15 protein-coding genes are annotated in these 15094 nt (G+C 44.7%); 8 read left to right on the top strand and 7 right to left on the bottom strand.

The annotated features are described in order from the left end of the window. Positions 1 to 9: 9 nt before the first annotated feature. The 4 genes from D9A03_RS11860 (at position 10) to D9A03_RS11845 (ending at position 3690) form a co-directional block, all read left to right on the top strand. Positions 10 to 864, top strand: a complete 855-nt coding sequence (locus D9A03_RS11860; RefSeq protein ID WP_120497384.1) for a transporter substrate-binding domain-containing protein — start codon at positions 10 to 12, stop codon at positions 862 to 864. 28 nt (positions 865 to 892) lie between these two features. After that, the gene (locus D9A03_RS11855; RefSeq protein ID WP_120497383.1) at positions 893 to 1681 is read left to right on the top strand and encodes an amino acid ABC transporter ATP-binding protein; all 789 of its coding nucleotides are present in this window, start codon (positions 893 to 895) and stop codon (positions 1679 to 1681) included. A 239-nt stretch (positions 1682 to 1920) separates the two neighbouring features. Further along, complete coding sequence (locus D9A03_RS11850) at positions 1921 to 2811, top strand: NAD(P)-dependent oxidoreductase (protein ID WP_120497382.1); 891 nt, start codon at positions 1921 to 1923, stop codon at positions 2809 to 2811. Between the two features lie 15 nt (positions 2812 to 2826). After that, the gene (locus D9A03_RS11845; RefSeq protein WP_120497381.1) at positions 2827 to 3690 is read left to right on the top strand and encodes a sugar phosphate isomerase/epimerase; all 864 of its coding nucleotides are present in this window, start codon (positions 2827 to 2829) and stop codon (positions 3688 to 3690) included. 143 nt (positions 3691 to 3833) lie between these two features. Here D9A03_RS11845 and D9A03_RS11840 read toward each other — a convergent pair whose 3' ends face one another. The 4 genes from D9A03_RS11840 to D9A03_RS11825 form a co-directional block, all read right to left on the bottom strand. After that, positions 3834 to 5093, bottom strand: a complete 1260-nt coding sequence (locus tag D9A03_RS11840) for an MFS transporter (protein ID WP_120497380.1) — start codon at positions 5091 to 5093, stop codon at positions 3834 to 3836. A 222-nt stretch (positions 5094 to 5315) separates the two neighbouring features. Continuing rightward, positions 5316 to 6179: a hypothetical protein gene (locus D9A03_RS11835; RefSeq protein ID WP_162938119.1), complete on the bottom strand. Its 864-nt coding sequence runs from the start codon at positions 6177 to 6179 to the stop codon at positions 5316 to 5318. Positions 6180 to 6244: 65 nt separating this feature from the next. Then, positions 6245 to 6907 (bottom strand): HAD family phosphatase, encoded by a 663-nt coding sequence (locus D9A03_RS11830; RefSeq protein WP_120497378.1) that lies wholly within the window; start codon positions 6905 to 6907, stop codon positions 6245 to 6247. Positions 6908 to 7031: 124 nt separating this feature from the next. Beyond that, a complete protein-coding gene (locus tag D9A03_RS11825) occupies positions 7032 to 7535 on the bottom strand; it encodes a GNAT family N-acetyltransferase (RefSeq protein WP_120497377.1) in 504 nt (167 codons plus the stop codon). A gap of 131 nt (positions 7536 to 7666) precedes the next feature. Here D9A03_RS11825 and D9A03_RS11820 point away from each other — a divergent pair, with 131 nt between their 5' ends. The 4 genes from D9A03_RS11820 (at position 7667) to D9A03_RS11810 (ending at position 11329) form a co-directional block, all read left to right on the top strand. Then, positions 7667 to 8143, top strand: coding sequence for a hypothetical protein (locus D9A03_RS11820; protein WP_120497376.1), 477 nt, complete (start codon positions 7667 to 7669; stop codon positions 8141 to 8143). A 345-nt stretch (positions 8144 to 8488) separates the two neighbouring features. Further along, complete coding sequence (locus tag D9A03_RS19885) at positions 8489 to 8704, top strand: hypothetical protein (RefSeq protein ID WP_216825453.1); 216 nt, start codon at positions 8489 to 8491, stop codon at positions 8702 to 8704. Between the two features lie 33 nt (positions 8705 to 8737). Then, positions 8738 to 8968, top strand: a complete 231-nt coding sequence (locus tag D9A03_RS19880) for a hypothetical protein (RefSeq protein WP_216825452.1) — start codon at positions 8738 to 8740, stop codon at positions 8966 to 8968. Between the two features lie 303 nt (positions 8969 to 9271). After that, positions 9272 to 11329 (top strand): methyl-accepting chemotaxis protein, encoded by a 2058-nt coding sequence (locus tag D9A03_RS11810; protein WP_162938118.1) that lies wholly within the window; start codon positions 9272 to 9274, stop codon positions 11327 to 11329. Between the two features lie 1821 nt (positions 11330 to 13150). On the opposite strand, the gene D9A03_RS11800 is transcribed toward D9A03_RS11810, so the two are convergent. The 3 genes from D9A03_RS11800 to D9A03_RS11790 form a co-directional block, all read right to left on the bottom strand. Further along, complete coding sequence (locus D9A03_RS11800; RefSeq protein ID WP_120497373.1) at positions 13151 to 13747, bottom strand: class I SAM-dependent methyltransferase; 597 nt, start codon at positions 13745 to 13747, stop codon at positions 13151 to 13153. Positions 13748 to 13855: 108 nt separating this feature from the next. Further along, complete coding sequence (locus D9A03_RS11795) at positions 13856 to 14311, bottom strand: MarR family winged helix-turn-helix transcriptional regulator (RefSeq protein WP_162938117.1); 456 nt, start codon at positions 14309 to 14311, stop codon at positions 13856 to 13858. Between the two features lie 166 nt (positions 14312 to 14477). Beyond that, entirely contained in the window at positions 14478 to 14984 is a 507-nt protein-coding gene (locus D9A03_RS11790) for a PAS domain-containing protein (protein ID WP_120497371.1), read from the bottom strand. Between the last annotated feature and the right edge of the window lie 110 nt (positions 14985 to 15094).

Raw genomic sequence — 15094 nt, 5'->3', positions numbered from 1 at the left:
GATAATAAAATGAAATCAAGTCACACTCAAAAATATCCCATGGCCCGCATTGTAACAAAAACAATCGCAGGCATGATAACAGCTATGTCAATTCTTGGCCTTATCAATACCAAGGTTTCAACAGCTGACACACTGGATAATATAAAAGAACGAGGCAAGGTCGTCATTGGAATTCAAGGTGACAATCCGCCCTTTGGGTTTCTTGATTCTACGGGTAAAAACGACGGGTATGATGCAGATTTGTCCAAACTCTTTGCCAAGCACCTAGGTGTCGATCTGGAATTGGTCATTGTAACCAATCAAAATCGAATTGCGGCCCTTCAAACCGGTAAGGTTGATGCGTTGTTTGCAACATTGGGAATTAGTGCAAAACGCGCAGAATCACTACAGTACAGCATTCCCTATGCAGAAGACAGCATGCCTGTTATTGCACCAATTGAGACAGCTGTCTCTGATTTTCAGGATTTGAATAGTCTGACCGTTGGTGTTCCCAAAGGCAGTACACAAGAAAACGTCCTGCCGAAAGTTGCAGACAAGGCAAACATGTTAAGCTTTGATGATGATTCCGCCACCATTCAGGCCCTGCTCTCTGGTCAGGTCGATGCTATCGGCGGAAACCAGTTTGCCATGGGCAGAATAGAAGAACGTGCGCCAGGGAAGTTTGAAAAGAAGCTTGTACTTGCTACAAACTACAAGGGTGTTGGTACCATTTTGGAAGATGCCAAAATCAATGCCACAGTCAACTCCTTCCTTGAAGGCCTCAAAAAAGATGGAACCATGGAAACGCTGTATCAAAAATGGTTTGGTCTGGAACAACCAACGTTTGAAGCACCGGTCGAAGGCGTATCTTTTACCGTAAACTAATAAAAATACCGAACAGGAAGCCGCCACAATGCAAAAAACGACCTCGGCAAACACGGCCTCAATGTCTGTCTCTGAAAACGAAACCCTCATTGAGCTAAAAAACATAAACAAATGGTTTGGCGGCTTCCATGCCTTGAAAGATGTCAGTTTGAAAGTCAGCAAAGGCGAACGAATTGTTCTGTGCGGACCATCCGGCTCCGGGAAATCCACACTGATACGGTGTATCAATCATCTGGAAGCGATTAAAGACGGCACGATTACCGTTGCAGGCAAGGAAATGAAACATGATGCAAAATCAATTGATTCCGTCCGTCGCGAAGTCGGCATGGTATTTCAAAGCTTTAATCTGTTCCCTCACCTGAAAATAATCGACAATTGTTCACTTGCTTTACGGCGTGTCAAAAGGTTGCAAAGGGAAGAGGCAGAAGTTATCGCACGAAGGTATCTGGATCGCGTACACATTCTGGAACAGGCGGATAAATACCCCGCTCAACTTTCAGGTGGACAGCAACAGCGTGTCGCTATTGCCCGCGCTTTGTGTATGGAGCCCAAGGTCATGTTATTTGACGAGCCGACGTCAGCACTCGATCCGGAAATGGTAAAAGAAGTTCTGGATACAATGATCGGATTAGCCGAAGACGGTATGACAATGATTTGTGTTACCCACGAAATGGGGTTTGCCCGAAAAGTCGCAAACAGAGTGCTCTTTATGGCCGATGGACAAATACTGGAAGAATCTGCACCGGATGAATTCTTCTCTAACCCCAAACATGAACGCACCAAAGCTTTCTTGGGCGAAATACTTGCTCACAACTAAATACAAACGAATTGAACAACCACAAATAACATTAAGATTCTATAGCCTGGCATTCATAAGCGATTAAGGCTTTCAAGTCTGGCACGACCTTATCAACAGCAAAACTGATTTTCGTTTTCAATTATTGGGCATTGGGGTGTCTTCTGGACTGCCCGGCGCAAACCCCGGCCCCACAGGTGACATGCAGCCACGCAGGTGAATGTACCCTGACCAAAACAGTATCCACACAGGAGGTAAAAATGCACAACGCAGGTGTAATCGGGTTAGGAGACATGGGAAGCGGTCTTGCAAAAAACCTGATAAAAAGCGGTTTCAAGACATCGGGCCTGGACCTGTCCCAAGGCCGCATGAAAGCTTTCGAAACCATAGGCGGTCACCCCGCCAGAACAGTCGCCGAAATCGCTCAGAATGCAAGTGCAGTCTATGTGATGGTGATGAATGGTGACCAGGCCAAAGACGTCATCCTGGGGGAAGGTGGCCTGGTTCATCACATGGCCGACGGCGGTGCCGTCATTCTGACAGCGACCATTAAACCATCTGAAGCACGGGAAATCGGTGTCGCAATGAAAGATTCTGGCATTCACCTTATTGATAGCCCAGTATCTGGCGGATTTCCCGGGGCACAAAACGGTACTCTGACAATGATGGCTGCCGGAGATAGTCCCGTTCTGGATCAATATGCCCCCGCCATGCAAGCCGTATCCAAAACCATTCATCGGGTCGGCGAAAATGCTGGTGACGGGCAGGTTGTAAAGTCCTGTTTGCAATCCTTAATCGGCTCAATTTTCGGCGCCACATTCGAAGCAGCGGCACTTGCCGCAAAAGCTGGTGTCAAAGGCGATGTTTTATTCAATGTATTTTCTACGTCAGGCGCGGGATGTGGTGTTGCCAATACTGCTCTTGAGAACATTATCGACCGACGATTTGAAGGCACCGGATCCGGTATTGGCACAATGCATAAGGATCTAACCATCACCCTTGCCATGGCCGAAGAAATGGGCGTGCCGTTACATATGGCCTCAACCGCCATGCAAATCTTTCACGCAGGCAAAAGCAAATATCCGGACGGAGATAACTGGGTCTGCACACGTATCCTCGAAGACATCATTGGTGCAGAACTACACCGTTAATCAGGAGTATTAAATATGAAACTAGGCGTTATTTGTGACGGTATAAGCCGCAATCTGGCTCACACCGTTGATGTTATGGATGAATTTGACCTTGAATATGCCGAGCTTCAGTTTGTTGGTGACACCGAAGTCGGTGATCATAACAAACAGGAGATCACAGAAATCGATGCACTACTGCGTGACAGGGGAAAACCCGTTTCATGCCTGAGCAGGCATGTCTTTGCCGGCATGACCGGTATGAACAAACCAGGTGATGATCTTCATACAAAACACATGGATGCACTAAAACGCGTAATGGAGATGGCACATATCGTTGGATCTCCTTTAGTACGTATTATGTCATCAAAAAAAGAACAAATTCTCTGGGGGCACAATGGCGCTGAAAAATGGAATGTTGCAAAAGGCGCCTGGGATGCAATGCTCCCCCTAATAGCGCCTGCTGTTGATCTGGCCAGATCAGAAGGCCTGAGACTGGTTGTTGAAACCGGTAACGGTACAATGGTCAATTCCAACTACACCGCGCGCAGACTGATTGATGATCTCAATGCCAAGGATGTATTACAAGTGCTCTGGGATCCTGCAAATAACTGTTGGTGCCATGAAAACGCATTTCCCGAAGGATACAATGAAATAAAAGACGGCTATCTTGGACATATTCACATTAAGGATGTCCAGGTTGATACTCCGCGCGCCACGCTGGAAGTTCGCAAGATGGGTGAAGGCCAATTAGCTCACCTTTTCCAGCCTATGGCAAATGCACTTCGCAACGACAACTACGATGGCGTCATTTCATTCGAGAGTGTTTATCATCCCGGAAATAACAATTTTGAAGAAGGATTTCGTCAATGCATCGGGCAGTTTAAGAAACTGTTTTCATAAGTATGCCCCGCCCGTTACTCCCGAAGTGCCACCCTGCTTCTTTAATCATTATTGGTGTTAAAGCTCTGGCACTTATTAGCCCCGCTAAACTGATACACGTTTAGTGGGTTTTTTTTTATGCAGGATAGTCGCAACCAAAGTGTCTATACTTCTTTAACGAAAATCCTGGCTGAAGTGCCTTCGTCAACGCCAATCTCTTTTCTTTGCTTTTGAACACCCAGTCTGGGGTGGAGCTTTCCCGCAACAACCCAGGCGGCAAACATACCAACCCCCGCGGTGGCAAAGAGCGCCGAGATCGGCGCAACAAGCAAGACCAGCCACGCAACCCCCGGACTGATAATGCCGGATATATCACGAAAGGTAGAATAAACCGCAGACATTTCAGTACGTTCTGATGGTCTGACTGCCATAAGAAAAGGTAATCCAGCACAGATATCCAACAAAATGAGAAACAGGGTTCCAAGCAAAAGAAGCCCGACTGTTACCCATGGTAGAGACGCACTGAAAGTCGCCGCAACAAAAACGCCGCCCCCAATTAGAAAACCAACACGTATTGCATGGCGAACAGAACTCCGTTCAATCCACATCAACATAAAGGGTGTCAGGAACAACAAGCTGTTGGAAATTGACAAGGCAATCCCGCCAATACGTTCATCCAGTCCGGCTTCTACCGCGTAGATCGGCAGATAAACGATATAAACCCACCAGCTACAGGACTTTATAACCGCAAACAACCAACCAGCAATCAGTCTTGGTTGCACAAAGAAGCGTTGAATAAAGGCCACCGGATTAGGCGTGGGCGCCCGTGCCTTTGTAATGAGTTTACCATCCCCGAGGCGCATCCACCAAAACACGACAAGCAAGACAACCGCACCCAAGGCAGAAACCAGAAATGGCGCAGGTGTCCACCATTGTAGCAACCACACACCACCCGCTGGTCCTGCCGACCAAGCCAATGCGCTGTAGAACAATCTCAGGGTTTCAGATCGTTTCAGCTCAACCTTGGCAACGTAATCCAGAACATAGGCGTTAAAACAAACAAAGAGGATTACCACCGCAACAGTATAGGAAAAAAGAGCCAGCGCGATTGAAATGGCAGAACCCTCTATCGCCAGAAAGGAGCTGACAATAAAAAGGACGGCCCCCAACGAATACATCCAGCGACGGGGAATAAACAGGGTTAACCAAGGTACCAGTAACCCACAGACAAGCGAGATAATCCCGACAAAGAAATATATCTCGGAAACAACCAGCGTATCCTGAAATGCCCGATACATCACAAGAGGGAAAACAGAGATCAGAATACCGCGGGAAATTGATTCAATACCAGACAGAACGGCAAAGCCTTTTGTCCCCGGCGTCGGGGCATGGCGAAGCCATTCGGAAATTCGACGTTGGAACATCTCATCACCTCATAACCTGTTGGTTTTAAAAGAGCATATTTTTTGAATGCCGTCTCTCTTATCACCGACAAGAATGATGTTTTTTTAGGTGAACCTGTCTTATTTACGCCGTTTGAGATGTTATACAGGGAACACCAATACAACATTAATAGCGCACTGCAGCGCTTGCTTCAGTTATTGGACAAATCGCAAATATTGAGATTATTTTTTGATCAGGAAATATTAATCCTGTGTCAGATCAACTTCTTTCATCACCAAAAGTCGCGCATAGGTCGCTGTCCAAAGAGTAACCGTAAACACCAGCATCAAGCCCCATTGCATAAAAATGACCGTACTTTGAACAAACAATGTCGAGGTGTCATTCAGCAAATTAAAAAGGGCAGGAAATTCGATCAAAAAAGTGAAGAAAGCCCAAATCACGGCACCAAAGATTGAAGCGACAATCATGTTGAGAAGAAACAGTCCCAAAATAGCAAAATAATTACCTCTGCTAAGTTCCAAAGTACGTTTCAAGGCCTTGAAAAAAACTGTTTTCTCTATCACCATCAGTGGTATCAAAATAAAGAACAAAATACTGAATATATAGCTTGGTGCCCCTATAGCGATATCCAAAACAACAGGATATTCACGCAAAATCGTGCCGGAACTATCAACCTTTAAGAAAACATCTACCCAGACATCATAGATATACACTTCAACAGCCGGGTAAACGATCTCTGTAATAATCAACAATATAAGAAGAGCCAAATTAAAACGTAAGAATTCTTTGGGGAACCATGCGCCAGCCTCTTTACTGTCAGAATTCCGCAGACGCTGATAACAGCGCCAGGATACCAACCAATAAAGGGCATAGCTAACCAATAGGGACAAAACCGTGTGAGCTATATAAAGGAGGCGCGTTTCGCTGTTTGTAATCCCGGTGATAAAATCAGGAACTTCCTCTATGGAAGAAAGCGAAATCACCGCTACAAAGACAGCAGCCAGTGGCGCGAAGTACAAAAAGCTACGCCCCCAAAGATCAAAAGCTTCCAAAAGTGTATCAAAAACTGGAATTTTTACGGGAATAGTCGAAGGGATTGCAGTCATTGCGAACACTCTTTTTCTTCCAAAGGTTGATATTTATAATATCAACCCATCAAAAAAAACAAGTTCTAAACCAAAAACTGTTCCCGTACTTTATGCAGGTTTTCCATTACCGCAATGCAGAGTTCAGAGATTTCATCAGTTGGGGCCAACATGTCGGGCACCATGATGGTTTGCAAGCCAGCCCCATGTGCTGATCTTACACCGTTATGAGAGTCTTCCAACGCAAGACAGCTTTGTGGTGAGACGCCCAAACGTTTTGTCGCTAATAAATAAGGTTCCGGATCAGGTTTCCCACGAGACACATCACCAGAGGTCACGATTGTTGAAAAGTAAGGCATCACCCCGGCATGGGTCAGATGACTTTCTGCACGATGTCTGCTTGTTGAGGTCGCAACTGCCACTGGCAAATTCCGTTCTGCCAAGTGTGCCAGAAGCTCCTCTACGCCTGTTTTCAACGGCACATGACGCGAAAATTCTATTTCCAGCAACGCATGCATTTTGCGATTGAAATCATCAAAGGGAAAATCAGCCCCCATCCCTTTACGGATAATATCTTCACCCGCCTGCATGGTGAGACCAACCACTGATTTATATAGCTCTTCATTGAGTTCAAAGCCCAGCTCCTTCGCGGCATCAATTGAGGCACGCAAATAAATCGCCTCGGAATCAATCAACAGCCCGTCCATATCAAAAACAACGGCCTGTAACTCACGTGCATTAAAGGGCATAAAGCGAACTCCAACTAAAAAAGCAAAAAACGGGCACGGGAAAAGTCAAAAGGGCAGGACAGACAGAACGAACAGACTAAGAAGTGAAAGAATGTATCTCAGGATCAGAATATTATTTAATACACTATTTTCTGGCAGGAAGCTTTCGTAAAGTCATTCCATACTTGTCTTCGTCAGAAAAGCCCAGACTCTCATAAAAACCCTTCGCGCCACCGTCTTTACGTCCCTTGCCCGTCAAGAGCATGATCTTATAGGCATTGGCTTCCCATGCCATATTAATGGTGCGTTCCACAACCTGTCTGCCCAGCCCTTGTCCGCGATATCGCTGTGATGTAATGACATTTCCAATCAAGGCATAAGGCCACCCGAGATAGGTCATGTTGAGCAGAATATGTAGCGTTACAATTGCACATATCGGGAGGAAGCTTTGACCTTTTCCCTGCTCCCCCGCTGTTGCATCTTTGCCCTCGTCCGCAGCGATAACAACCGACGTACCAGGATGCGCCAGCAAAGCCCGCCACTGAGCCAGCCCCTCTTCACCGGAGATTCCGGGAACGCCCCCACCAAACTCTGCATAGAGTTCAACAGCAGCGACATAATCTGTTTCTCTGGCAAGACGGATGATCATTATCGACTTCTTTATTCAAAAACCAAAGACCAGAAGGGCATTATTGAGAGTGGGTGATAATCCGGCTTGATTTTTTGCAGCACCACTTTAAGCTGATTATTCTGCATATACCATCAAGTGGAACAATCAGGATGACAGGAAAAGGTTGGTTTTTTGGCGGAGCAGGGCTTCTGTTTTTCGTCTCTCTATCCATGAGATTGTTTGGAATACCAAACATCCTGACACCCTACCCAATGCCTCTTTTTTTCGTTGCCGTTATGGGGGGAAAGTACATCTTTCCCTTTATCACACCCCTGCTCTATATACTGGTTTTAAAGATATTTTCCAATTCCAGACACTTCTCCAAGGTGGTTATATTCCTGATTTTGGCATTTGCATTCCTGAATTTTTTCTATTTTCTGAACGCGTGGGATCTTGGCGTACAATATCAGAGCTATGAGTATGCACAGTTTATTGCCATAGAAAACATTGTTGGATTTCTAATAGCCTTGACAATGGTTCTTGCTGGCCATATCAAGAAATCACACCGCTTGATCCTGACTGCAAATCTAACTCTCTTTATCCTCCTCTCCTGGTGCGCCTTCCCCTATCTCGGCGAAGTCCTGTAGTAATTCATGCAACGCACATTTTATGATGAAGAACTCTAAAAGGCACTGCGTAAAGAAGTAAAGAACAGGTCTTACTCTGTCTCTCTTCATGCTGGCGTCATCGCAGACAAGTTCCCTCCCGCAAGATCAAAACTGTCATCGTCTGAGTCATGACATCACCGCCCTATTAATATTCTACCCCAATCACATTTTCATCCTAAAACACAACATAGCGCCGGGAAAAATCACGCGTAGAAACGGGCCATTTTCAGCACTGTACCTTTTATCTCATCAACAAGTTCCTGTGGTTCTAAAACCTGACAGGTATGTGCCTGTATCTGGATATAAAATTATGAGGAACTAAACATGAAACAACCACAGTCCGCGGCTTTTGGTTTTCTCCACGGGAAGTGGAACGTGGGCCACAGGCGATTAAAAGAACGCCTGTGCAACTGTACAGACTGGCAGGAATTTTCAGGGCAAATGCGGGCGCAGCCCATTCTGGGTGGGCAAGGAAATATGGATGATAATCTTCTCAATCTGCCAGACGGCCCTTACCGGGCGATTTCCCTGCGTACTTAAGATCCCGAGAGTGATAACTGGGCAATCTGGTGGTTGGACAATCGTACCCCACACAGTCTGGATGTTCCGGTAAAGGGATGGTTTGAAGGGGGTAAGGGAACCTTCTTCGCCGACAATATCCTGAACGGCATTCCCATCAAGGTTCGCTTTCAATGGACACGTATCGCCACGGCCACCCCCCGCTGGGAACAGGCCTTTTCACCTGACGGTGGTTTAACCTGGGAAAGTAATTGGACCATGGATTTTTCTCGAATGGAAGAGTGATAATTCTCCATCAATCATACACCTTTTGAAACGGAAACTATTCGTAATACGGGGTTATTATATGCGCCTTCCTGTATCGAGGTATTACACAAAGTAGCTATAAACAAATTGTTAAAGCCCCGATGACTTTTTTTCTTCCCTAAAAAAACACCGACCTTGGCGCAAGCAAAGTGCGATACTTCTCGTACTTTGCTTTCTTTATTTCCTGAAAATAAGTGAACTGACATAAGTCAATGCAACCTAAGAATGTCAACACTAGAGATAGCGACTGGGATAGCTGTCTTTTTTTCACAGGATTACAAAATGAAAAGCTTTCTATATAACCGCAAGATATCAACAAGAGTTTTACTCAGCTTATTATTGCCGATTGTCGGTTTTTTAGCTTTATCCTCTCTTTTTTTAGTAAATTCTTTTCAGAATCTTAAAGATGCTGAATCAATAGAGAAACTCTCATATTTGGCGCCAGAGGTTTCAGCTCTGGTACATGAACTACAAAAAGAACGGGGTTCTTCTGCTGGTTTTACAGCCAGTAAAGGAAAAAAATTCAGTACTGAAATCAAAGACATTCGAGAAGCCGCTGATCAAAAGCAAAAAACTCTGTATACCAGTATAGAAAACTTTGATTTGGAAGATTATGGAAACATCCTGGAAGAGCGCATAAAAAAAGCAAAAGCATCTCTGGGTAACTTATCTAATATGCGCCAAAAAATATCTGACCAGAAAGCTACAGTTCCAGAATTGGCTAAATACTATTCTTCTACAATTCAGGATCTTCTTTCAATTATAGAGCTAATGGCAGTTCTGGGCGAAGATGCAGAAATCACAAGAACGATCACTGCTTATACCGCCTTTCTACAATCCAAAGAGCGTGCTGGTATAGAACGTGCAATGGGGGCTGGCGGATTTTCTGCTGGCAAGTTCAACTCGACAGTTTATCGCAGATTTGTACAGCTCATTTCCGCGCAACAAGCATTTTTAAGTACTGCAAGCCAGTTTGCCACACAGGATCAATTGGATTTCTATACTTCAGTCATGAAAGATCCTTCTGTTGCCGAAGTCCAACGGCTTCGCAAAATTGCGATCGATAGCATCACAAATAACGATACAAAAGGCATTGAAGGTGACTATTGGTTTGAAACAATAACCAAAAAAATCGATCTTTTGAAAAAGGTAGAAGACAATTTCTCAAACGACCTGAAAACCCAGGCATCAGAATTACGATCTTCTGATGAGACAGCTTTGATCACCTTATTATCCATACTAATTGTGATGGTTCTTGTTACAGCTTATATCGTGACCCTTATTGTCCGTAGCATTGTCAAACCTATTGTCAGTTTAACCTCTACCATGGCCACCTTGGCCGATGGCAACCATCAGGTTCAGATCGAAGGGGCAGAGCTTGCAGGCGAAGTCGGTGACATGTCCCGCGCTGTTGTGGTTTTCAAAGAACAGGCACAAACCACAGCTCGTCTTCAGCGAGAAGAAAAAGTCCAACAGCAAGCCAATGCAGATCGCGCAACGCTGATTGATCGTCTCATCCACAGCTTTGAAGGAAAAGTTAGCAGTCAGCTTGGAAATTTCTCGTCCATGGCATCTACGCTGGGCGATGCAGCAACCTCTATGGCCGGTACCGCACAAAAAACCAGCGAACAATCTGCTTCTGTTTCCGCCGCAGCGGAACAGGCATCCAGTAACGTGCAAACCATGGCAAGTGCCGCCGAAGAGCTTTCCAGTTCTATTTCCGAAATATCTGGTCAGGTAACAAGCGGCTCAGTCTCTGCTCAAAAGGCGGTGGATGCATCATTGAAATCATCAGAAACCTTAAAAGGCCTTTCACAATCTGCAGATGATATTGGCGCTGTTATCAATCTTATTCAGGACATTGCCGAACAAACCAACCTGTTGGCTTTGAACGCAACAATTGAAGCGGCCCGTGCTGGCGAAGCAGGGAAAGGTTTTGCCGTTGTTGCCAGTGAAGTCAAAAATCTGGCAAACCAGACAGCTAAAGCAACTGAAGAGATTTCCAGCAAGATTACGGACATCCAACAGACAACTGAAGAAGCTGTGCAGTCAAATCTTTCTGTATCAGAGCTAATTACAAACATGTCCGAGGTATCATCGGCCATTGCCGCCGCAGTAGAAGAGCAAGGTGCCGCGACGTCCGAGATTGCCAGAAACGCGCAACAGGCGGCAGTAGGTACAGAAGAAGTCACCAACAATATAACCCATGTTAGTGCTTCATCCAGTGAAACGGGACAATCCGCGAACGAAGTGCAGGGACTGGCAACAAATATGAATGATCAGGCACAGGACATGGAACAGGAAATTTCTGACTTCCTGAATAGTGTCAGGGAGGCCTGATATATATATATCAGTCAATATTTTTCAACGAAAGCAACAAATCAGGTTCGACCCCTTAATCGTCGTCATCAATGGCATTCTCACAGGCATGACAGGTTCTTTTGTTATTCCGGGTACCATCTTATAAGGGATTGACAGTAAGAAAGCGCAACAAAATATTCTCCGCCAATTCTCAACCACAAAGCCTTAACGTACCTTTGAGGCTACAAACGAAATTGGTACCCTCATAATATCAATAGATATTATTGTTTTACTTCCCGTATAATATGGCGATATTTTTCAGCTGGAGAAAACGTGTCAACATTTAATCAACATTATTGCTGCGACCATGTTGTGGCATCTGCATTTGATTGATCAAGCCAGAAATCATTGAAACCAGCTACGCATGTATATTCATTTGCCAGTGAGCTTAATGATTTATTTCTTGGGCTGTTTATTTGCTGCGTTTATTTGCTGCGTTTATTTGCTGCGTTTATTTGCTGGGCTTTATGATTGTCTTTGAAATAAAAGAAAGCCATAAAGCCCGGCAAAAGACCCCCTAAAAAGAAGCAAAGGCAGAACGCTTATCCCCCCGGATTAACGTTCCTCAAGCCGTGACTGCTACCTGTGTCACCTTAACGATCCTTCCTTACCCCGACACCCGCATAAGCGACGTATACCACTACGCTGCAAAATCAGAGCGCGATCCCCACACTTACTTATCGCATATCGTTCTGATCTTACTTACATCACAGTTATAAAAACTGCGGGTTAGTCATTCTGACCAGGATCTGACGTCCTGTTCTATATGGTTTTCACGTTGGCTAGATCCCCCCAAAAGGAAGTGCCTTTGACAGTTTGAAACCAGACAAGAACACAAGTTGTCGAACACCACACTAACGAGCTACCACACGCTTTGAACGACAGTTCAGGCCAAACACACAAGACCACTTTGACGCAACCACCCTACACGCCACACGTTCAAAAAAGCTCTGGACGACCAAGTCTAGCTTCCAACGCACCCCACTCCATACAACAGAAGATCGAACTATGCCTTTAATACCAATATGTTATAGCCCTGTAACACACTATACCAGAGTCACAAAATATCTAGGTCACAAATCTGATCCGGTTTGAGATTAAGCCAGCATCCTTGCAATGCTGCACAAACCTTTGTTATGGAGCCACCCCTGACTACGTGGGGAGCGAATGTAGAAAAATTACGTTGAATTAGTTAAAGAGGTATTAACATAATAAACATTCAATGAACATCATTAAGAATATTACATAAGACCCTAACTCAAGCCTTTAAGAAAGCCTGGTATATACAACTTAAAAATCAACAACATAGATTAAATATTGGAATAAATCTCAAGTTTTAGCCCTCTAAAATAAAAATATGGTTTTAAAAAAAACCTATAAAAACATTATTTTACGGCATTTCACCGTAAAATACCTCGATTCTATTTAAGAGTGACTATCAAAACCATCCTCAAGAAGAATACACGCATTTTCCCACAAAAGCTTTTAGAGAAGAAACAGACCATCGTATGCGTACTAAAATTACATGAAAATCAAATGATTATCCGAATTATACTCATTACCCTGGAAAACATTCGCGATAATAGTTATTTCACAGACGGATGCATGCTGTACGCTATTATCAAGATGTTGCATGATATTCTTGATCTTTCTTGAATCCAGCGAACAATAACCTTGTATCGTTATGTCTTCTCATCGACCCTCTAACCCTTCAGGTTTATCAACCGATAGCAGGAGTACAATATGACAAGCTGTAGCGACCGGAGGAATTTCGCCCGCTTGAAACAGCAAAACACGTTATCATTTTAAACTTTGAAAAACGAAAATATTCATTCTGGCGTCATCGACAATTGTTTCAGAATAATTGAGACATTCAAATCCGGCTTTGGCCAAATAGAGCAAAACATCTTCTGCTATCATGCCGATACGATCCTCAAAGACCTCTTCAACAACAATAAAGCGCCCGTCAGATTTCAGTACTCTTTTCACTTCACTGAGACCCAAGGGAATATCCTGCCAGTGATGCAGCGAATTAATTGCCCAGACAACGGTCACCTGATCACAAGACAAAGGAATGGCCTCGGCCCCGCCCAGTAAAAAGCGCATACGTGGGAAAGCCGGGTGGCACAGGCTCTCTTCTTGCGATACCCGCACCATAACAGGTGACGGATCAACGCCAATAAGCTCCCCGGTGGTTACAATTTCACCCGCGGCCCTCAGGGCAGAACCACTGCCACAGCCGATATCCAGGACATAATCATTACGCTCAAGCTGTGCCAGCTCTGCCGTCAGTCGATTAACAGGATGTTCACCGTACTTTTTAATATAGTGAAGTGCCATTTCATCACGCCACTTTTCTGTCAAACCATGCCCATGAACTTCTTTATCTTTCATCATATCCTTTCTCCTTCTTAATATGTTAGACAGACTAACTATATATTTTAAACTACTCCTCCGCTCTCATCACTTTCCTCTGCAACTATTCGGGAAGCTTTAGTCTTTTGGCTAAAGTGCCTTGTTAATTTTCGCCAGAGAGGCCTCGAAAGCCTTCAATTCATCAACTGTAAGAACCTTCGCAATGTCTTTGGCAGAAGTTTTATAGATAGCTTCTTCTTCGCGCAGATATTTCCGCGCTTTTTCAGTCAAAACTATATGCTGTGCCCGCGCATCATGCTGACACTGAAACCTTTCAATCAGGCCACGCTTTTCAAGCTTTGTAACAGCAACACTGGCCGAGGCCTTCTTGATCTTCAAAAGTTCAACGATGTCTTGCAAATGATGACCATGCCCATCAGAGCGACGACAGCCTTCCCCCTGCGCCAACTTATCCCCATCCAAACGTTCAATTGCACGTAAATAACCATATTCACTACAGGTTAGCGCATTGGGACGGTCAGAAATATCAGTCCACAGACAGGTCAAATACCGATGGAATTGATCAAGTGAATTGGTTAGAGACATAAGCAAAAAATAGTTAGTTACACAGACTATATAGATAACGCTAGAAGGGATTCCAGTCAAGTACTTACCAACATCGATCTGAAACATATTTAGTAGAAGATAAAAAATAGCCGACGTGACAGGCCCGCATCAAATAAAACAAATGATAGAAGGACTTAACAACAAATCACGAAGCCTGTGTTTTTTGTTCGTGTGCCTGCTCCTCACGGCCCCCATCATCAAGGCTAACCGTTTTCTGAATCGCTGCCAGAATAACCATCAGCATATCAACACTCTGACCATCAGACGCCAACGGAAGAATGAGATCCTCAACATCCAGAATATCTTTTTTGGGACCGACGTAAGGAGTAAAAGCATACACAGGTTGAGCGCTTTCAACAGCTTTACGACAATTTCCCCAGACAGTTCCCGGGGCCTTCAGAATGTCAATCGAACTCATCCACTCACCCGTATAGTCACGGGCAAGCAAGGGTACTATATGTGTTCCCACAAGCCTGAAGCGAAAATCAAGCGGTTCTTTCTGTACATCCAGCAACAGAATATTTGGCAAGAATGCCACCATCTCCGCAGGGCTTATATCCTCGCGGCCCGGGATCATCTCGCCCTGACATTTTGCAAGCCAATATTTGTGCGCCAGGCCTACGGCGACAGTTCTGTATTCCACATTAAGCATCTTGGTGCTGCCAAGTTCCCTCAGGCCATATAAGTCTGTAAGGTTCAGCAAGCCATCATTCGGCTTTTCTCTGGACCTTTAACAACCAATATCGCGCAAGATTTAGGTCC

Source organism: Kiloniella sp. EL199 (genome assembly GCF_900313065.1).
In the GTDB taxonomy this organism is placed as follows: domain Bacteria; phylum Pseudomonadota; class Alphaproteobacteria; order Kiloniellales; family Kiloniellaceae; genus Kiloniella.
Note: the sequence above shows the minus strand (reverse complement) of the source record. Positions and strands in the feature narration are given on the sequence as shown.